19 protein-coding genes are annotated in these 18,463 nt (G+C 46.3%); 11 read left to right on the forward strand and 8 right to left on the reverse strand.

Annotation, left to right across the window (positions count from 1 at the left end; genetic code table 11):
- The first annotated feature begins 1 nt into the window (after nucleotide 1).
- Both ACKRDP_RS02290 and ACKRDP_RS02295 read left to right on the forward strand, forming a co-directional pair.
- Nucleotides 2-1,621: a cytochrome c oxidase subunit I gene (locus tag ACKRDP_RS02290; RefSeq protein WP_409153133.1), complete on the forward strand. Its 1,620-nt coding sequence runs from the start codon at nucleotides 2-4 to the stop codon at nucleotides 1,619-1,621.
- A 30-nt stretch (nucleotides 1,622-1,651) separates the two neighbouring features.
- Complete coding sequence (locus ACKRDP_RS02295) at nucleotides 1,652-1,798, forward strand: hypothetical protein (RefSeq protein ID WP_409153134.1); 147 nt, start codon at nucleotides 1,652-1,654, stop codon at nucleotides 1,796-1,798.
- Here the strand turns inward: ACKRDP_RS02295 and ACKRDP_RS02300 are convergent.
- Nucleotides 1,792-4,395, reverse strand: a complete 2,604-nt coding sequence (locus ACKRDP_RS02300) for a BamA/TamA family outer membrane protein (protein WP_409153135.1) — start codon at nucleotides 4,393-4,395, stop codon at nucleotides 1,792-1,794. The genes ACKRDP_RS02295 and ACKRDP_RS02300 overlap by 7 nt on opposite strands.
- A 15-nt stretch (nucleotides 4,396-4,410) precedes the next feature.
- Here ACKRDP_RS02300 and ACKRDP_RS02305 point away from each other — a divergent pair, with 15 nt between their 5' ends.
- Complete coding sequence (locus ACKRDP_RS02305) at nucleotides 4,411-4,686, forward strand: hypothetical protein (RefSeq protein WP_409153136.1); 276 nt, start codon at nucleotides 4,411-4,413, stop codon at nucleotides 4,684-4,686.
- The gene (locus ACKRDP_RS02310) at nucleotides 4,673-5,794 is read left to right on the forward strand and encodes a pyridoxal phosphate-dependent aminotransferase (RefSeq protein WP_409153137.1); all 1,122 of its coding nucleotides are present in this window, start codon (nucleotides 4,673-4,675) and stop codon (nucleotides 5,792-5,794) included. Before ACKRDP_RS02305 ends, ACKRDP_RS02310 begins: the two co-directional genes overlap by 14 nt.
- Here the strand turns inward: ACKRDP_RS02310 and ACKRDP_RS02315 are convergent.
- A complete protein-coding gene (locus tag ACKRDP_RS02315) occupies nucleotides 5,779-6,441 on the reverse strand; it encodes an OmpA family protein (protein ID WP_409153138.1) in 663 nt (220 codons plus the stop codon). The two genes, ACKRDP_RS02310 and ACKRDP_RS02315, sit on opposite strands and share 16 nt — an antisense overlap.
- 59 nt (nucleotides 6,442-6,500) lie before the next feature.
- Complete coding sequence (locus tag ACKRDP_RS02320) at nucleotides 6,501-6,926, reverse strand: AAA family ATPase (RefSeq protein ID WP_409153139.1); 426 nt, start codon at nucleotides 6,924-6,926, stop codon at nucleotides 6,501-6,503.
- A 62-nt stretch (nucleotides 6,927-6,988) separates the two neighbouring features.
- Between ACKRDP_RS02320 and ACKRDP_RS02325 the strand changes: the two genes are divergently transcribed.
- Entirely contained in the window at nucleotides 6,989-8,029 is a 1,041-nt protein-coding gene (locus ACKRDP_RS02325; RefSeq protein ID WP_409153140.1) for a pyridoxal phosphate-dependent aminotransferase, read from the forward strand.
- Here the strand turns inward: ACKRDP_RS02325 and ACKRDP_RS02330 are convergent.
- Together ACKRDP_RS02330 and ACKRDP_RS02335 are read right to left on the reverse strand one after the other, a co-directional pair.
- On the reverse strand, nucleotides 8,014-8,676 hold the full coding sequence (locus ACKRDP_RS02330; protein ID WP_409153138.1) for an OmpA family protein: 663 nt from the start codon (nucleotides 8,674-8,676) through the stop codon (nucleotides 8,014-8,016). The two genes, ACKRDP_RS02325 and ACKRDP_RS02330, sit on opposite strands and share 16 nt — an antisense overlap.
- Before the next feature lie 59 nt (nucleotides 8,677-8,735).
- Nucleotides 8,736-9,647, reverse strand: coding sequence for an AAA family ATPase (locus ACKRDP_RS02335; protein WP_409153141.1), 912 nt, complete (start codon nucleotides 9,645-9,647; stop codon nucleotides 8,736-8,738).
- Nucleotides 9,648-9,683: 36 nt separating this feature from the next.
- Here ACKRDP_RS02335 and rimP point away from each other — a divergent pair, with 36 nt between their 5' ends.
- From rimP to ACKRDP_RS02360, 5 genes are all read left to right on the forward strand, one after another.
- The gene (gene rimP, locus ACKRDP_RS02340) at nucleotides 9,684-10,157 is read left to right on the forward strand and encodes a ribosome maturation factor RimP (protein ID WP_409153142.1); all 474 of its coding nucleotides are present in this window, start codon (nucleotides 9,684-9,686) and stop codon (nucleotides 10,155-10,157) included.
- Nucleotides 10,151-11,134 carry a transcription termination factor NusA gene (gene nusA / locus ACKRDP_RS02345; RefSeq protein WP_409153143.1) on the forward strand — a complete coding sequence of 328 codons (984 nt, stop codon included), beginning with the start codon at nucleotides 10,151-10,153 and terminating at the stop codon, nucleotides 11,132-11,134. Before rimP ends, nusA begins: the two co-directional genes overlap by 7 nt.
- Nucleotides 11,131-12,381: a class I SAM-dependent RNA methyltransferase gene (locus ACKRDP_RS02350; RefSeq protein ID WP_409153144.1), complete on the forward strand. Its 1,251-nt coding sequence runs from the start codon at nucleotides 11,131-11,133 to the stop codon at nucleotides 12,379-12,381. Before nusA ends, ACKRDP_RS02350 begins: the two co-directional genes overlap by 4 nt.
- 154 nt (nucleotides 12,382-12,535) lie before the next feature.
- On the forward strand, nucleotides 12,536-14,827 hold the full coding sequence (locus tag ACKRDP_RS02355; protein ID WP_409153145.1) for a ribonucleoside-diphosphate reductase subunit alpha: 2,292 nt from the start codon (nucleotides 12,536-12,538) through the stop codon (nucleotides 14,825-14,827).
- Nucleotides 14,828-14,838: 11 nt separating this feature from the next.
- A complete protein-coding gene (locus ACKRDP_RS02360; RefSeq protein WP_409153146.1) occupies nucleotides 14,839-15,867 on the forward strand; it encodes a ribonucleotide-diphosphate reductase subunit beta in 1,029 nt (342 codons plus the stop codon).
- Here ACKRDP_RS02360 and folK read toward each other — a convergent pair.
- Both folK and fabG read right to left on the reverse strand, forming a co-directional pair.
- Nucleotides 15,856-16,344 (reverse strand): 2-amino-4-hydroxy-6-hydroxymethyldihydropteridine diphosphokinase, encoded by a 489-nt coding sequence (folK, locus tag ACKRDP_RS02365; RefSeq protein ID WP_409153147.1) that lies wholly within the window; start codon nucleotides 16,342-16,344, stop codon nucleotides 15,856-15,858. The two genes, ACKRDP_RS02360 and folK, sit on opposite strands and share 12 nt — an antisense overlap.
- Before the next feature lie 9 nt (nucleotides 16,345-16,353).
- Nucleotides 16,354-17,103 carry a 3-oxoacyl-[acyl-carrier-protein] reductase gene (gene fabG, locus ACKRDP_RS02370; RefSeq protein WP_409153148.1) on the reverse strand — a complete coding sequence of 250 codons (750 nt, stop codon included), beginning with the start codon at nucleotides 17,101-17,103 and terminating at the stop codon, nucleotides 16,354-16,356.
- A 19-nt stretch (nucleotides 17,104-17,122) separates the two neighbouring features.
- Between fabG and nadD the strand changes: the two genes are divergently transcribed.
- The gene (nadD, locus tag ACKRDP_RS02375; protein WP_409153149.1) at nucleotides 17,123-17,731 is read left to right on the forward strand and encodes a nicotinate-nucleotide adenylyltransferase; all 609 of its coding nucleotides are present in this window, start codon (nucleotides 17,123-17,125) and stop codon (nucleotides 17,729-17,731) included.
- On the opposite strand, the gene ACKRDP_RS02380 is transcribed toward nadD, so the two are convergent.
- On the reverse strand, nucleotides 17,686-18,462 hold the full coding sequence (locus tag ACKRDP_RS02380) for a DNA-methyltransferase (protein WP_409153150.1): 777 nt from the start codon (nucleotides 18,460-18,462) through the stop codon (nucleotides 17,686-17,688). The two genes, nadD and ACKRDP_RS02380, sit on opposite strands and share 46 nt — an antisense overlap.
- Between the last annotated feature and the right edge of the window lies 1 nt (nucleotide 18,463).

Consider the following 18,463-nt stretch of genomic DNA (forward strand, 5'->3'; position numbering starts at 1 on the left):
CATGGCTGCAGTGAGCTACAGGCCCTATTTCAGTGCGGGTCTTAAAGAGTGGATATTTACCACGGACCACAAGAAGATAGGTATCATGTACGGGGTAACCAGCCTTGTTTTCTTTCTCATAGCTGGTCTATCTGCCCTTGCCATAAGGATGGAGCTCTATCAACCTGGTCTGCAGTATATGGGGGAGGATACTTACAATCAGGCTCTCACGGTGCATGGAGTTCTCATGCAGTTCTGGTGGGCTGTTGCCATATGGAGCTCTTTTGGTAACTATCTTCTGCCCCTGATGATAGGAGCAAGAGATGTTGCATTCCCAAGGCTCAACGCCCTGAGCTACTGGTTTTTCTTCGCCGCGAGCGTGCTTGCCCTCATAACCCTTCTCCCGGGCAACCACATAAGGATGATGTGGACGGGTTACCCTCCCTTTTCTCTTAACGAAAACGCAGGACCCGTAGCCTTTTACGCCCTTATAATACATATGCTGGGTGCTTCATCTCTTGCAAGTGCAATAAATCTGGTAGTAACAAACCTCACCATGAGGGCACCTGGCATAACCCTCAAGAAGATGAACCTCTTTCTGCACTCTTTCCTTGCCATGAACGTTATTCAGATTCTTGGTGTTCCTGCCCTTGCGGGTGCAGTGACTATGCTCCTTATGGACAGGTATTTCCATACCGCCTTCTTTGACCCTACGAGGGGTGGAGACCCACTTCTCTATCAGAACCTCTTCTGGTTCTACTCTCACCCCGTTGTTTACGTTATGATACTTCCAGCCTTTGGTCTAATATCTGAGATGATAGCCACCTTCTCAAGGAGGGAGATTTTTGGCAGGACCTCAATGATAATAGCCATATGGGGTATAGCCATACTTGGCTTTATGGTCTGGATACACCACATGTTTACCAGCGGTGTGCCAGACTGGATAAGGATACTTTTCTCCTACACAACAGTCCTCATAGGTGTTCCCACGGGTATAAAGATATTCAACTGGATATTTACCCTCTACAAGGGCTCTGTGAGGTTTACTGCGCCCATGCTTTACACACTGAGCTCCATATTCATGTTCCTTATAGGTGGTCTTACGGGTATACCCCTAGGACTTCCGGCCTTTGACATCGCGGTTCACGACTCCCACTTCGTGGTTGCTCACTTCCACTACGTGCTGGGCATGGCTCTGACCCTTGCAGCCTTTGGTGGCTTCCACTACTGGTATCCAAAATTCACAGGCAGGATGTATAGCGAGCTGTGGGCTAAGATAGGACTTGTGGTAATTATGATAGGCTCCAACCTTTTCTATTTCCTCCAGTTCATAGTAGGTCTTGAGGGAATGCCCAGAAGGTATGCAGACTACCCGGCTATAGAGAGCTGGATAAGGCTCCATGAACTTCAGACCGTGGGTGCAATGATACTCGGTTTTGGCGTGCTCATAGCCATTTTAAACCTTCTTCTCTCCACAAAGCTTGGCAAAAAGGCGGAAGACAACCCCTGGCAGTCTCCATCCCTTGAGTGGCTCATACCCTCTCCACCACCACCTCATAACTTCGATAAGACACCTCATATGCCAGAGGACTGGGACCCATACAACTACGAGTGGCTTGAAAAACAGCACAGGAAGCAATAAGCTGACGGGGCCTGCGCGCCCCCTTTAAATATGAGAAAGAAGCTTGCACTCATAATACTTCTGTTACTTGTTGCTCTTTCTTTCTTTCTAAGTGTTCTTTACTTTGCAAACCCTGAGCACAGAAGGGAGAAAATACAGGAATACAAAAACAAGATAGAAAAGCGAAGGCCTCAGTAGTAGTAGCCCACAGATAGATACACTTTAAACTTTCTGAACCATTCCTTTTCAAAGGGGAAGGCTATGTCCAGCCTTATGGGTCCTATTGGTGTGTTCACACCCAATGCTCCACCTGCGTCTGCTTTAACATCCCTGAAAAGGTCTCTGGGCTTGTTGGCAACGCTTCCGGCATCTCCAAAAACAACTCCCACAAAGGGCTCTCTCAGTGGAAGTATGAATTCAAGCCTTCCAAAGGTGTAATACTTGCCGCCATCAGGCTGACCTACCTCCTCAAAGGAGTAGCCCCTCAGGTCCCTAAGACCTCCCAGGAAAAACCTGTCAAATATGGGTGCATCCCCCCACACCGCGCCACTTGCTACCTTAAAGCTGAGTTTAAGACCTCTTTGCATGGGTATCAGATAAAAGGTGGAGAGGTCAAATCTGGCGTAACGCGCATCTCCCTCTACAAGGCTGAAACTTATGCTATCGTAGTGTATCCTGCTGGGTGAGAAAATGTCGTCCTTGAACTCTCTTATGAGAAAGGTCCCATATTTTCTGATATGAAATACCTGTCCGTCCACCTTATTTTTCAAAATGCTGAAAACAGGACCTATGGATGTGTCCCTTGTTATCCTGTATCCCAGCTGAAGGTTAGAACCATAAGAGTCAAGCGTGTAGCTTTTGTGCTCCTCATAGCTTTTAAACATGTTTGATTTAAACCAGTATCTGCTTGAAAAGAAAAAATTGTCTGAAATGCTCAGGTCATACAGCTCTCTCTTGCCAGTCCTTCTGTATCTAAATCCAGAGGAAATGCCCAGTCCAAAGAGGTTTTTCAAACCAAGAAAGCTCTCAAGGGAGATATTTTCTTCCGTGTTGTATCCAAGGGAAAGGTCAAAGATTCCTCTTTTGTCTTCAGATACCTGAATCAGACGGTGCACAAGCTTTTTCTCTCGGTCAACAAAAGTATCTATGGACACACCGCTGAAAATTCCACTGCTCAGCATGTTGTGCAAGGTCATGTCGTTTAACATTTCCGAGTAATCTTCTGACTTCTCCGTCATGTAGGAGAGTTCACGGAGTGAAGTTTTATTATAGCCGTAATAAACTGTTTCGCCTGTTTTGTATACTGGTCCTTCCTTCACTCTGTATATGTATATGTAAAAGGTTGTTTTTTCATCCTCTTCAATCTTTACATCTATATCATATTCACCCTCCATAAGTCCCTTTTTGAGGAAATAGTTTTGAAGGTCAAGGTTCAGAGCTTCAATAAAGTCTGTGTTGAATATGGCTGGAAGTTTTTCTCTGTGTTTTTTGAATAGGTTTTCTATTTTTTTATTTTCTCCTTCGTATTTCAAGTCTTTCAAAACCTGTTTTTTACCCTGAATAATTTCTATGCGCACTTTCACGCTCTTTTCATCTCTGAGAATATCCTTGTCTAACCTGCCAGTCGCAAGAGTGTAACCATCCTTGCGGAGCTTTTCAAGTTGAGAATTCAGGAGCGCTTCCAGTGTGTCCTCGTCGTAGAGCTGTCCCTCAAAGCCTTCTCCAACCATCCTGTATCTTTCCCCCTCTTGGACTCTGAAGTTTATGCTCTCTCCTTTTACTTCGTAGTCAACCCTCACATCAAAAAAACCCTTTCTGTGGTAAGCCCTTATGATGTTTTCCTTTGCCTCCTCAAGAGAGAAGGGGTCAACCCCCTTTCTTTCCAGACCGCTTATTACTGCGAGCTCCTTTTCTGTGAAAAAGGAAGCACCTTCTGCGTGCACTCTGTATCTTTTTCCTTCAATTATCTGAAAGATGGGTCTGGCAACGAAGCCTCTTCCTGTTATGGCACCCAGGGTGGCAAGGGGATGGCTGAAAAGGTTTGATATGCCTTCAGATATTGAGCCGAGTATTCTTAAGGGTTTCCTTTTCACCTCCATTTCTCTTGGCATAAGAACCTCGTAGAAGGGTCTTTTTAGTCTTAGCTTTTCCAGACCCTCGTAGTAGACAAAGCTATCCCAGAACCCTTCCCCTATGTAAAAGTCCTGGAGCTGAAACACGCTATCTCTGAAAAGGCTTTCCTTTACCACTCTACCTCTTACAAGCCCTATTGCCTGGTCCAGGATGGAGGGTGGGTAGCTTGAACCTCTGTATACTCCTCCCTCTGTAAAATATACTGGTCCCTCATCTATTCCTATGTAGAGGTCTATGTAACCTTCTTCGTCTTTTATCAGCGTCACGCCTACTGAGGTGTCAAGAAAACCTCTGTCCATGTAAAGCCTTTTTATCCTTTCTTCTACATCTCCCTCTCTGAACTCAGGACCCCGCACAGGCATACCCTCATAAAAGCCAAGGTATGAAAGTATCTCCTCCCTCAGAAGTGCCACGTTTCCCCTTATATGTATAGACCTAATTATTGGAAACCTCTCCACATATATGTATATACTTTCTCCATCCTCCATGAGGTAAACATCCTTCACATCCTCTATTTTCCTGATAATATCAATCATTTCCCTGTAATTCTGCTGGTTTACAGTCCTCTCCAGATTGCTTTTCCTGAGTGGGTAATTGGATATGATAAAAACCTGAGCAAAGAGGCTCATGGGAAAAAGGAGGAGAAGAAGAAAAGGGAGCATATTATAATTTTAGCAATGGACCTCAGCAGAAAGGTGCTCTTTTCAAACCCCGGCCTGGGTTATGCGGATATTCAGAAAAAGGACGAGAAAGAAGTTGCTATTGAGTTTGAATCCATACTTCTCAAGGAGATTCTGAAGGCAGCCTTCAAGCCAATTCTTGAGAGTAAGTCTTTTGACACCAGGCTATACTACGATACCTTCCTTGAAAATCTCAGTAAAAAGCTGGCGGAGGCGGGAGGAATTGGTATAGCAAGGTTCATACTAGAGAACATTAAAGATGGGAAGACTTGACAGGGTAAGTCCTTTTATAGTTATGGACATCCTCAAGGAGGCTCAGAACATAGGGGATGTAGTCCATATGGAAATAGGCGAGCCAGACCTTGAACCTCCACCCGGTGCAGTAGAGGCTCTTGAGAGGGCTGTGAGGGAAAAGAGATACTTCTACACACCAAGCCTCGGCCTATGGGAACTCAGGGAACGCGTAGCCCGGCACTATTACGAATACTATCATGTTGACGTATCCCCATCAAGAGTTATCATAACAACGGGCACATCAGGAGCCTTTCTTGTGGCCTATGCCATACTTATGAACGCAGGAGAAAAGGTTGTGCTTTCTGACCCTTCCTACCCCTGCTACAAGAACTTTGCTCATGTGCTGGACATAGAGCCCCTTTTTGTAAGGGTAGACAGAAGCACAAGGTATCAGATAGTCCCCGACCAGTTAAAAGACCTCCAGGACTTTACTGCTGTCCATATATCCTCTCCTGCAAACCCCACTGGCACACTCTATGAGGAGGATAATCTGAAGGCACTTGTAGAATACTGTGAGGAGAGGGGTAAATACTTCATATCGGATGAGATATACCATGGTCTTGTTTATGATAGAAAGGAAAAAACCGCCCTTGAATTCAGCCAGAAGGCTATAGTTATAAATGGGTTTTCAAAGGCTTTCTGCATGCCTGGCTTCAGGCTTGGCTGGATGATACTCCCTGATGAAGATATGGTAAGAAGGGCAGAGCTGGTTATACAGAACCTCTACATATCTGCCCCAGTTCTGAGCCAGTATGCTGCCCTGGAAGCTTTTGACTATGACTATCTGAGAAGGGTCAGGGATGTTTACAGGGAGAGAAGGGATTTTCTTTACGCGGATTTAAGGGATTTACTTGATATTGATGCATATCCCGATGGTGCCTTCTACATCTGGGCGAGCGTAGAAAAGTATGGACTTGATGGCTACAGCCTGTCGCAGGAGCTTTTGAGAAAGGCAAGGGTTGCAGTTACGCCGGGTATAGATTTTGGAACCAACAACACAGATAGATACATAAGGATATCCTTTGCAAAGGATGGAGGCACCCTCAGAGAGGGTGCCAGAAGGATAAGGGATTACTTTATGAGATAGATTCTCACAGCCCTCTGCTGCGCATGTTTTGGACCCAGAAGGTCTGCCACCTCCTTACCGTAAGAGGCTATTCTCATTCTTCCAATGTCTACTCCCTTCTTTGCAAGATAGCTGGCAACCATCTGCGCCCTCCACATGGATAGGTTGAAGTTATACCTGCTGCTTCCCCTTGTGTCTGCAAAACCTACTATAAGCACCTCTCTGCTATCGCCTCTTAGCTTTTCCACCATATCGTCAAGTTTTTTGGCTTCAGACTTCTTTATGTTGAACCTGTCAAAATCAAAGAAAACCACTCCTACTTCCTCCAGCTGCCATCTGTAGGGACCAACTCCATCTTCTCTTTTGGGTGCAGGTGCTGGCCTCTGTTCAAGAGCCCTTATCCTTTTTTCGTGGTCTTCAGCCACACCCTCCAGCTTCTTAACCCTTCCTTCAAGGTCTCCAACCTTCCTGTTTGCCTCTTCTGCCTTTTTGTTTGCCTCTTCTGCCAGCTTCTTGCTCTCAACTATTGCATCAAAATATCCCTTGTAGCACTTGTCCAACATGTATTTAGAGAAAACCTCTTGAGGACTTCCGCAGGGGTCCATGGGCTTCTGTTGGGCAAATACAACTCCGGAGAAAAGAGCTACAGCAAGAACTGCCTTTCTCATGTTTCCACCTCCTTTCCTTGACTTGTATATATTATACATCGCTCTTTATGAAAAAATTGTTAAGTTTTAAAGGAAGCTCTGAGTTTTTCAACTATACTCCTCATGATTTCGTCCGCCTGCTCCCCCTCTCGTGTTATTATCCTGTGAGAAAGGCATAGTGGGGCAAGTTCAAGAATGTCCTCTGGAACAACGAAATCTCTGTCCCTTGTGAAGGCCATCGCCTTGGCGCAGTTTATGAGGTGCATGAGACCCCTCGTGGATACACCGAGCAGTATCCCAGGGTGCTGCCTGGTGGCATGGGCTATTTCCACCGCAAGGTGGGCAACTTCTGGAGAAACGTAGAACTTTCTTATACTTTCCATGACAGAGGCTAGGTCCTGAAGCTTTACCACCGGTTTTAACCTTTCAACTTTTTCAAGGGGATTTTCTCCCCTCAATATCTGGGCCTCCGTTTCCATGTCTGGGTATCCGAGGCTCAGCCTCATGCTGAACCTGTCAAGCTGGGATTCTGGAAAAGGAGGCTCAGAACATAGGGGATGTAGTCCATATGGAAATAGGCGAGCCAGACCTTGAACCTCCACCCGGTGCAGTAGAGGCTCTTGAGAGGGCTGTGAGGGAAAAGAGATACTTCTACACACCAAGCCTCGGCCTATGGGAACTCAGGGAACGCGTAGCCCGGCACTATTACGAATACTATCATGTTGACGTATCCCCATCAAGAGTTATCATAACAACGGGCACATCAGGAGCCTTTCTTGTGGCCTATGCCATACTTATGAACGCAGGAGAAAAGGTTGTGCTTTCTGACCCTTCCTACCCCTGCTACAAGAACTTTGCTCATGTGCTGGACATAGAGCCCCTTTTTGTAAGGGTAGACAGAAGCACAAGGTATCAGATAGTCCCCGACCAGTTAAAAGACCTCCAGGACTTTACTGCTGTCCATATATCCTCTCCTGCAAACCCCACTGGCACACTCTATGAGGAGGATAATCTGAAGGCACTTGTAGAATACTGTGAGGAGAGGGGTAAATACTTCATATCGGATGAGATATACCATGGTCTTGTTTATGATAGAAAGGAAAAAACCGCCCTTGAATTCAGCCAGAAGGCTATAGTTATAAATGGGTTTTCAAAGGCTTTCTGCATGCCTGGCTTCAGGCTTGGCTGGATGATACTCCCTGATGAAGATATGGTAAGAAGGGCAGAGCTGGTTATACAGAACCTCTACATATCTGCCCCAGTTCTGAGCCAGTATGCTGCCCTGGAAGCTTTTGACTATGACTATCTGAGAAGGGTCAGGGATGTTTACAGGGAGAGAAGGGATTTTCTTTACGCGGATTTAAGGGATTTACTTGATATTGATGCATATCCCGATGGTGCCTTCTACATCTGGGCGAGCGTAGAAAAGTATGGACTTGATGGCTACAGCCTGTCGCAGGAGCTTTTGAGAAAGGCAAGGGTTGCAGTTACGCCGGGTATAGATTTTGGAACCAACAACACAGATAGATACATAAGGATATCCTTTGCAAAGGATGGAGGCACCCTCAGAGAGGGTGCCAGAAGGATAAGGGATTACTTTATGAGATAGATTCTCACAGCCCTCTGCTGCGCATGTTTTGGACCCAGAAGGTCTGCCACCTCCTTACCGTAAGAGGCTATTCTCATTCTTCCAATGTCTACTCCCTTCTTTGCAAGATAGCTGGCAACCATCTGCGCCCTCCACATGGATAGGTTGAAGTTATACCTGCTGCTTCCCCTTGTGTCTGCAAAACCTACTATAAGCACCTCTCTGCTATCGCCTCTTAGCTTTTCCACCATATCGTCAAGTTTTTTGGCTTCAGACTTCTTTATGTTGAACCTGTCAAAATCAAAGAAAACCACTCCTACTTCCTCCAGCTGCCATCTGTAGGGACCAACTCCATCTTCTCTTTTGGGTGCAGGTGCTGGCCTCTGTTCAAGAGCCCTTATCCTTTTTTCGTGGTCTTCAGCCACACCCTCCAGCTTCTTAACCCTTCCTTCAAGGTCTCCAACCTTCCTGTTTGCCTCTTCTGCCTTTTTGTTTGCCTCTTCTGCCAGCTTCTTGCTCTCAACTATTGCATCAAAATATCCCTTGTAGCACTTGTCCAACATGTATTTAGAGAAAACCTCTTGAGGACTTCCGCAGGGGTCCATGGGCTTCTGTTGGGCAAATACAACTCCGGAGAAAAGAGCTACAGCAAGAACTGCCTTTCTCATGTTTCCACCTCCTTTCCTTGACTTGTATATATTATACATCGCTCTTTATGAAAAAATTGTTAAGTTTTAAAGGAAGCTCTGAGTTTTTCAACTATACTCCTCATGATTTCGTCCGCCTGCTCCCCCTCTCGTGTTATTATCCTGTGAGAAAGGCATAGTGGGGCAAGTTCAAGAATGTCCTCTGGAACAACGAAATCTCTGTCCCTTGTGAAGGCCATCGCCTTGGCGCAGTTTATGAGGTGCATGAGACCCCTCGTGGATACACCGAGCAGTATCCCAGGGTGCTGCCTGGTGGCATGGGCTATTTCCACCGCAAGGTGGGCAACTTCTGGAGAAACGTAGAACTTTCTTATACTTTCCATGACAGAGGCTAGGTCCTGAAGCTTTACCACCGGTTTTAACCTTTCAACTTTTTCAAGGGGATTTTCTCCCCTCAATATCTGGGCCTCCGTTTCCATGTCTGGGTATCCGAGGCTCAGCCTCATGCTGAACCTGTCAAGCTGGGATTCTGGAAGAGGATAAGTGCCGTGCTGTTCCACAGGGTTCTGGGTTGCTATAACGAAGAAGGGCTGTGGAAGCTCGTGGGTTACGCCATCCACGGAGACCTTCCCCTCTGCCATGGCTTCCAAAAGGGCACTCTGGGTTTTGGGTGTAGCCCTGTTTATCTCATCTGCAAGTATGAGGTTGTTGAATATGGGCCCTTTCTTGAAAACAAAGGACTTTTTTGACTGATCGTAGAGACTCACTCCAAGTATGTCTGAAGGAAGAAGGTCGCTTGTGAACTGAATCCTTGCAAAGGAAAGACCCAGAACTCTTGCCATTGAAAGGGCAAGGGTTGTTTTCCCCACACCTGGCACATCCTCCAAAAGAAGATGCCCTCCAGAAAGGAGGCATATGAGGGAGTAGTTCACTACCTCGTCCTTCCCCTTCAGCACCCTCTTTATTTCTGATACAACTGTTTCAAGTTCCATACTCAGAACATTATACAGTGCTATAATTGTAAAACCATGCATTTGCAGGAAAAGTTGATAGCGGAAAGAGTGAAGGAGCTTGTGGAGCCAATAGTGAGAAACATGGGTTACAGACTTTTCGATGTGGAGTTCAGGTCTGAGAGGGGATGGGTGCTCAGAATAATACTTGATAAGGAAGGAGGCATAACCCTTGGGGACTGCGAGGAGGTAAGCAAAAGAATAAGCGCCCTGCTGGATGTGGAGGATATAATACCTGTTTCCTATGTGCTTGAGGTATCCTCACCCGGGCTGACAAGAGAGCTAACAAAACCTTCACACTTTGAGTTCTTTCAGGGAAGGCTCATAAGGGTGGTTCTCAGAGAACCTGTGGAAGGAAAGAGAGAGTTCAGGGGATACATAGAGGAGATTAGAGAAGGCATCCTTCGGCTCAAGGAAAAGGATACGGGTAAAGAATACCACATTCCCCTCTCCATCATCGCCAGAGCCAACCTGGAGCTTGAAAGATGGTAAAAAACCTCAAGAAGCTCATAGAACAGGTGGCAAAGGATAAGAACCTTCCTGAATGGGTTGTAGAGAAGTCTCTTAAGAACGCCATAGCACTCGCCATAAAAAGGGACAGGAGGATAAAGGAAGAGCTTGAAGTGCACCTTGAGGATGACCAGATAAAGGTATGCATAGTGAGAAGGAAAAACGGTGAGCTGGCAAAGTTTCCTCTGGACATATCAACAGAGGATGTGAACAGAATTGCCGCCCACGCAGCAAAAGAGGAGTTTCTGAAAGAGCTGGAAAAGGCGGAGGAGGAGAGGGGATACCTTGAATACCTTGAAAGAGAGGGAGAGATAGTGTTTGGCATAGTGAGGAGGGTAACGGATGAAGGAGAGGTTATAGTGGACCTGGGTAAGGTGGTGGGGATACTTCCACCAAGGGAACAGATAAGGAAAGAGGAATACAAGCAGGGGAGCAGACTCAAAGCCCTGCTTCTCAGCGTGAGAGAAAAAAAGGGAAGGTACGAAATTATACTGTCAAGGACGCATCCCAGATTTCTCAAAAAGCTCATAGAACATGAGGTGCCGGAGGTTGCCAGAGGTGATGTGGTCATAAAAGCCATAGTTAGAGAGCCGGGAGAGAGGGCAAAGGTGCTCGTGCACTCCGAAGACCCCAAGATTGACCCCGTGGGTGTTATAGTGGGTATAAGAGGTTCAAGAATAGCCCCCATATCTGAGGAGCTTTCTGGTGAAAAGATAGACATAATAAGATGGACCTCCGATGAGGAGGAACTTATAAAGAGAAGCATATCCCCCGCTCCTGTGTCAAGGATAAGGCTTGACAGAAAGAACAAAAGGGCGGAGGTAGCGGTGCCTAAAGAAAAGCTGTCCCTTGCCATAGGTAAGTATGGTGTAAATGTCAAACTGGCAAACAGACTTACGGGCTGGCATATAGATGTGATGTCTGAGGAAGACTTTGAAGCCCTGATGAAACTTACATGAACTCTCAGGAAGGTCTATACATAAAAAAGCTCGTCTACGGTGGTTATGGTCTTGCACAGAAGGAGGGCAAAAATGTTCTCGTGGACTATGCCCTTCCTGGAGAGATAGTGGATGTTCAGAGCCTTCAGGAAAAGAAGGACTATTCTCTTGCAAGGGTGAAGAAGGTGATAATGCCCTCCTCTGCCAGGAGAGAACCACCATGCCCTTATTTTGGGACCTGCGGAGGCTGTCAGCTCCAGCATATGGAATATTCAGCTCAGATAAAGTCAAAGGAAGAGATACTTCTTGAAACACTGAGTAGGATTGGAAAGCTGAAGGTAAGTAAGCTTGAACCTTCCCTCTTTTCTGAAGAGTTTGCATACAGGGTCAGGGTCCAGTTCAAAGTTTCCGGTGGAAAGCTGGGATTCTTTGAGAGAAGGAGCTACAGACTTGTGGAGATAGAGAAGTGCCTTGTGGCGCATCCTGCTATCAACGAGCTTATTCCGTCCCTGAAGGAGCTTGCGGTCAGGCTTGATGGTCTTAAGGAAATACATGTGCTTTACTCCCCGCAGGAGGGAGAGGCCCTCCTCAAGCTCCTTTCAGAGAAAAGCTTTCCAAGAGAAAGGCTTAAAAAGCTTACAGAAACCACGCTTCCCAAGAAAGTTGTTGGCGTTTGTCTTTACAGAGAACACAGGTTGCATACCATCGGCAGAGATTTTACCTTTGTAAGGATTGGTCCCTACAGATACAGGGTAAGTATGGACTCCTTCCTTCAGGTGAACCATCTTCTCTGGGAAGCCTTTGTGAATTCTGCCCTTCCCGGAGAGAGGTTCGACAGGGTGCTTGAGCTACACTGTGGAATAGGCTTTTTTAGCCTTTTCCTTGCTGGCAGGTCCGACTTTGTCCTCTCCTACGACACAAGCAGGTCTGCCATAAGAGATGCAGAGTATAACGCCAGAATCAACTCTGTTAGCAATGTGAGCTTTCAGCAGGAAAGCAGTATGGAAGCCCTCAAAAGACATGCAGGAGAAGCCATAGACCTTCTTTTCCTTGACCCACCGCGGTCAGGACTTTCCGATGGCGAGACAAAGCTTATTCTTAAGAACAGTCCCCGAGAAATTGTATATGTCTCATGTGAGCCCACAACCCTCGCTAGAGACCTGAAGGTTCTGGTAAAGGGTGGATACAGACTGACGAGCCTGAGGATGGTTGATAACTTTCCCAATACCTATCATATTGAAGCAATAGCTCATCTGAGGCTGGAGTAATGCACCTCAGAAGGGTTTTCATGGAAGAACCCGTACTAAGGATACTTGACAGAAGTCTGGATTTTTCAAGTATCTCTGAACTTGCCACCTGCTGTGTATGGTCATAAACTAAAATTCTTACTATCAGAAGAGTATAAAAAAAGGAGGTAAACCCATGCACGTCCTCAAAAGGAGCGGAAAGAAGGAGTCTCTGGACATTTCCAAGATTCGTATAGTCATAGATTTTGCGTGTGCAGGTATAGACGTGGACCCTATGGAGCTGGAGCTGGATGCTCAGATACAGTTCAGGGACGGCATAAGCACAAAGGAGATACAGCAGCTCCTTATAAGGACAGCAGCAGAAAAGGTTTCACCTCAGACTCCTCAGTGGCAGTATGTGGCGGCAAGGCTCCTTCTTTACGACCTTTACAAGGATGTGGGGCATCTCAGGGGTTATAAGGTAAAGGACAAGATAAACGGTAAATACAAACCTTACAACCCGGAGAGTTTCTACAGGCTTGTAAAAACCTACGCGGAAAGGGGAATATATGGAGATTATCTTATCAGGGAATACACAGAAGAGGACTTTAACCAGCTCGCCAGATATATAGACCCAGACAGGGACCTGCTTTTTACCTACACAGGAATAAAGGTGCTTGCAGACAGGTATCTGGTGAGGGATGAGGATGGAAACATAATAGAGCTTCCTCAGGAGATGTATATGCTAATAGCCATGACCCTCGCTCTTCCCGAGAAAAGGGAAGATAGACTCGGCTATGCAAAACTCTTCTATGACCTTATGAGCAGACATGAAGTATCTCTTGCCACCCCTACTCTGATGAACGCCAGAAGAACCCACACACAGCTGAGCTCCTGCTTTGTGCTTACGGTGGATGACGACTTGTATGACATTTTTGACAACGTGCAGAAGGCTGGTCAGATTTCCAAGTTTGCAGGTGGTCTTGGCATATACCTTGGAAAGATAAGGGCAACGGGCGCTCCCATAAGGAAGTTCAAGGGGGCAAGCTCTGGCGTCCTTCCGGTGGTCAAAATTCTCAACGATGTGATGATATATGTGGACCAGCTCGGGATGAGAAAGGGTTCTGCAAGTATAACCCTTGACATATGGCACAAGGACATACTGGAATTTCTTGAAGTAAAGACCAACGTGGGCGATGAGAGGAAAAAGGCTCACGACATACATCCGGCTATAGCCATACCCGACCTATTTATGAAAAGGCTTAAGGCAAGGCAGAAGTGGACCCTTATTGACCCCTACTACTGCAAGAATGTAAAGGATGGCAAAAACCTTGAGGACCTCTACGGAGAAGAGTTTGAGGAGCTATACGAGAGGCTGGAAAGGGAGGTTCCATCCAACGCAAAGAAGGAAGTGGACGCCTTTGAGCTCTGGAAGAGGCTTCTGACCGTTGTCTTTGAAACGGGGGAGCCCTATATCTTTTTCAGGGATACCGCAAACAGACTTAACCCCAACAAACACTGCGGAATGGTATACAGCTCTAATTTATGCCATGAAATAGTGCAGAACATGTCTGCAACCACGCACATAGAGGATACCCTGCAGGAGGATGGCACCATAGTCCACAGGAAAAGAGCCGGTGATGTAGTGGTCTGCAATCTGGGGTCTATAAACCTTGGAAAAGTCTACTCAAAGGAGGATATGGAAAGGGTGGTGCCGCTTCTTGTAAGGATGCTGGACAATGTGATAAGCATAAACTTCTATGCAATAAAGGAGGCAGAGTGGACAAATCGCAGATACAGGTCCATAGGTATAGGCGTGAGCAACTACCACTACTGCCTTGTAAAAAAGGGTATCCAGTGGGAGTCAGAGGAGCACCTTGAGTTTACAAAGGAGCTTTTTGAAAGAATAGCCTTCTACGCTATAAAGGGTTCCATGGAGCTGGCAAAGGAAAGGGGAGCATATCCCCTCTTTGAAGGTTCAGACTGGAGCAGGGGTGTATTCTTTGGAAGGTCTGCGGAGGAAAACAGGAGGATTTCAAAGAACGGTTTTGACTGGGTATCCCTTGCGGAAGAGGTCAAAAAGAACGGCATGAGAAACGCCTATCTGCTGGCAGTTATGCCCACGGGCTCCACCTCCCTCATAGTGGGTGCCACACCTTCCATAGACCCAATTTTTGCCAAGTTTTACAAAGAGGAAAACATGTCTGGCATCCTGCCTCAGGTGCCTCCAGAGATTGATAGATACTTCTGGCACTACAAGAGCGCCTACAGTATAGACCAGGAATGGGTCATAAGAGCGGCGGCTGCAAGGCAGAAGTGGATAGACCAGGCGCAGTCCCTTAACCTCTTCATAGACCCCGAGCAGATAGATGGTCCAAGGCTTTCAAGACTTTACGAACTTGCCTGGGAACTTGGACTCAAAACAGTTTACTATACAAGGAGCAAGTCCATGACAGACATTGAAGAATGTGAAAGCTGCTCCACATGAGGAGGTAGAAGATGGAAAGGACTATAATCTTCAATCCAGGAGGCGACAGAGAACCCTCAAAGCGAAGGATAGCCTTTGGCAATCCCACCAACATAATGGAGCTGAACAGCGTCAAGTATCAGTGGGCTTTTGACCTCTACAAGACAATGGGCTTTACCAACTTCTGGATTCCCGAAGAGATACCTATGAATGAGGACAGAAAACAGTATGAGAAGGAGCTATCCCAGTATGAGAAAAGAGCCTATGAGATGGTTCTCTCCTTCCTTATAGCCCTTGACTCCTATCAGGTGAACATGCTTAAAGAGTTTGCACGCTACATTACAGCACCTGAGCTTGTTATGGCTCTCACTTCCCAGGAGTTTCAGGAAGCACTTCACAGCTATTCTTACCAGTTTGTGCTTGAGAGCGTTGTGGACCCCAGGATTGCGGACGAGATATACAACTACTGGAGGCAGGACCAGGTTCTTATGGAACGCAACAGGGTCATCGCAGAGCTATACAACGAGTTCATAAGAAAACCAACAGAAGAAAACTTCATAAAGGCAGTCTTCGGGAACTATGTGCTCGAGAGTCTGTATTTTTACTCTGGCTTTGCCTTCTTCTATACCCTGGGAAGGCAGGGGAAGATGAGGAATACGGTTCAGCAGATAAAGTATATCAACAGGGATGAACTTACGCATGTGACCCTCTTTAGAAACATCATCCTTACCCTCAGGGAAGAACAGCCAGAACTTTTTACGCCAGAGCTTGAAAAATGGGTCTATGAATTTTTCAGGTTTGCCACGGAAAAGGAGATAGAGTGGGGCAAATACGTGACCCAGAACCAGATACTTGGGCTGAACGATTACCTGATAGACAGGTATATAAAGTATCTTTCCAACCTCAGGCTCACGCAGCTTGGCTACAAACCACTCTATCCGGAGGTTACAGACAACCCAATGAAATGGATAGACCAGTTCAGAACGATAAACGACACAAAAACCGACTTCTTCCAGGCAAAGCCACAGACCTATGCCAAAAGAAGCGAACTAAAGTGGTAGAAGACAGGCAAAGGGCTTCAGATTGTTTTCGAGCTTTTCTGCATAAGTCTGAAGCCTATCTCTCCTGAGAGGGTGAAGTAGGTTTGGGTTCAGCTCAAGAAGTGGGAAAAGGAAAAAATCCCTCTCTGTCAGGTAAAGATGCGGAACTCTCAGAAAGCTGAGCATCAGGATGTGGTTTTCATACAGCAGTATGTCAAGGTCTATCTCCCTCGGTCCCCATCTTTCCCTTGGCTTCCTGCCAGTCTTCTGCTCAATTTCCTTCAAAACTTTAAGGAGGCCTATAGGTTCCAGCTTAGTTTCAAACTCAAGGACGCCGTTTATAAACTCAGGCTGGTCTGTCTTGCCCCAGGGTTTGCTTATGTATAGGGTGGAGACTTTCAGGATAGAGCCATAGTCCTTCAAAAGCTCAAGGGCTTTCAGGATGTAAGAGAGCCTGTCCTCCACATTGCTGCCAAAGGCTATGTAGCACACGGGCATGGAAAAAGGTTAATACATTCCACCGTTTACATGGAGCACTTCACCCGTTATGTAGCCGGCATGCTCCGAGCACAGGAATAGGACCACACCCGCCACATCCTCTGGCTTTCCAAACCTTCCCAGAGGTATGTTTTTTAAATAGTTCTTCCTTATATCTTCTGAGAGCACGGCGGTCATGTCTGTTTCAATAAAGCCCGGTGCCACTGCGTTAACTGTAATGTTTCTACTTGCCAGCTCTTTGGCAAGGCTTTTGGTAAAGCCAAGTAGGGCAGATTTTGTAGAGGCGTAGTTTACCTGTCCTGGATTGCCCGTAAAGCCCACAACGGAGGATATGTTTATGACCCTTCCCCAGCGGTTTTTTAACATAGCCTTTGTGGCGAGGGATGTTATCAGAAAAGTGCCGGTAAGGTTTGTCCTTATTACCTCTTCCCAGTCCTTGAGGGACATTCTCAGAAAAAGCTTATCCCTGGTTATGCCTGCGTTGTTCACCAGTATGTCCACACCTCCCCACCTTTCCTCAACTCTTGCATAAGCTTCTCTTACTGAAGTTTCATCTGCCATGTTCATGGCAATTCCAAAAGCCTCAACACCGTTGCTTTCTCCTATCTGCCTTGCCACTTCTTCAGCCCTCAGCTCATCCCTTCCAGTTATAACTACCTTTGCACCCGCCCTTGCAAGAAACTCAGCTATTGACCTTCCAATGCCCCTTGTGGACCCTGTTACAAGGGCTCTTTTACCCGATAAATCTACGCAGAACATGCTAAGATTTTAACACAGCATGAAGCTCTTCTTTGGCGGCAGCTTTGACCCTGTTCATCTTGGTCATCTCCTCGTGGCAAGGGATGTGAGAGAAGCTATGGACTTTGAAAGTGTGGTCTTTGTGCCTGCCCATCAGGCACCCCTGAAGGAGCCCCACATGGCAAGTCCGGAGGACAGGCTTGAAATGCTTAAACTCTCTGTTGAAGGTCTTGAAGGCTTTGAGGTGAGCAGTATGGAGGTAGAAAGGGGTGGCATATCCTACACGGTGGACACCGCAAGAGAGCTCTATGCAGGTCAGAGAGAAAGACCCTTTTTCCTTGTGGGTGCAGACAGCTTTCTGAGCCTTCACCTCTGGAGAGAGCCCCATGAGCTCATATCTCTTGCACGCTTTGTGGTGGTGGACAGGGAAGGCAAATGGGAGAGGTTGAAAAGATACATAAAAGAAAACTTCCCAAAGCTCAGAGAGGGAGAGGATTTTTACCTTTTATCCGTAAGGCGCATAGACATATCTTCCACGGAGATAAGGGAAAGGTTGAAAAACGGAAGGAGTATAAGGTGGATGGTGCCGGAGAAGGTTGAGGATTACATACTGGCAAGGGGTTTATATACTTCAAACAGTTTACCCTGAATCTCCTCCTTTCGCAATCTTTCTATAATTACACTGTAGTATGTTTCAGAGAGCTCAATGGTTATGAAATTTCTTCCAAGTCTTTTGGCTACAACTGCAGTTGTGCCAGTTCCTCCAAAAGGGTCAAGCACAATATCCCCTGGATTTGAGCTGGCGAGAATAACCCTCTCAAGGAGAGCTTCCGGCATCTGACAGGGGTGTCTTCCAACTCTCTCTTTAAAAGTGCCACATACCCTCGGGAAGGTCCACACGTCATCGGGAATTCTACCCTTTGGGTTTGCTCTTCTATCCCGATATACAAGCTGTCTTGCAGAGGGAACCCTTATCTCATCTGAGTTAAAGGTAAATCTTTCCTTATCCTTCGTGAAATACAGAATGTGTGTGTGCGAGCGTGTAAACTTCTTTTTTTGGTGTTGTCCAAAGGTATAATACCATATTATCCAGTTTCTCATGTATAGACCAAGCCTTTTCATGATTATCACAAGTTCCGCAGCAAACTCATCACCTATAGCTACATATATTGAGCCGGTTTTTTTTAGAACTCTATAGGCTTCCCTCAACCAATCTTCTGACCATTGCAGATACTCCTCATACTCCAGACTATCCTTCCATTTGTCATACCTTATGCCTATATTAAAGGGTGGGTCTGCAAAAATCAGGTCTATGCATTCATTAGGGAACTCTCTCATTATCTCTATGCAATCTCCCAAGTATACCTTGTTTAGCTCCATA

The organism is Pampinifervens navoyensis (genome assembly GCF_046159715.1).
GTDB lineage: Bacteria > Aquificota > Aquificia > Aquificales > Aquificaceae > Pampinifervens.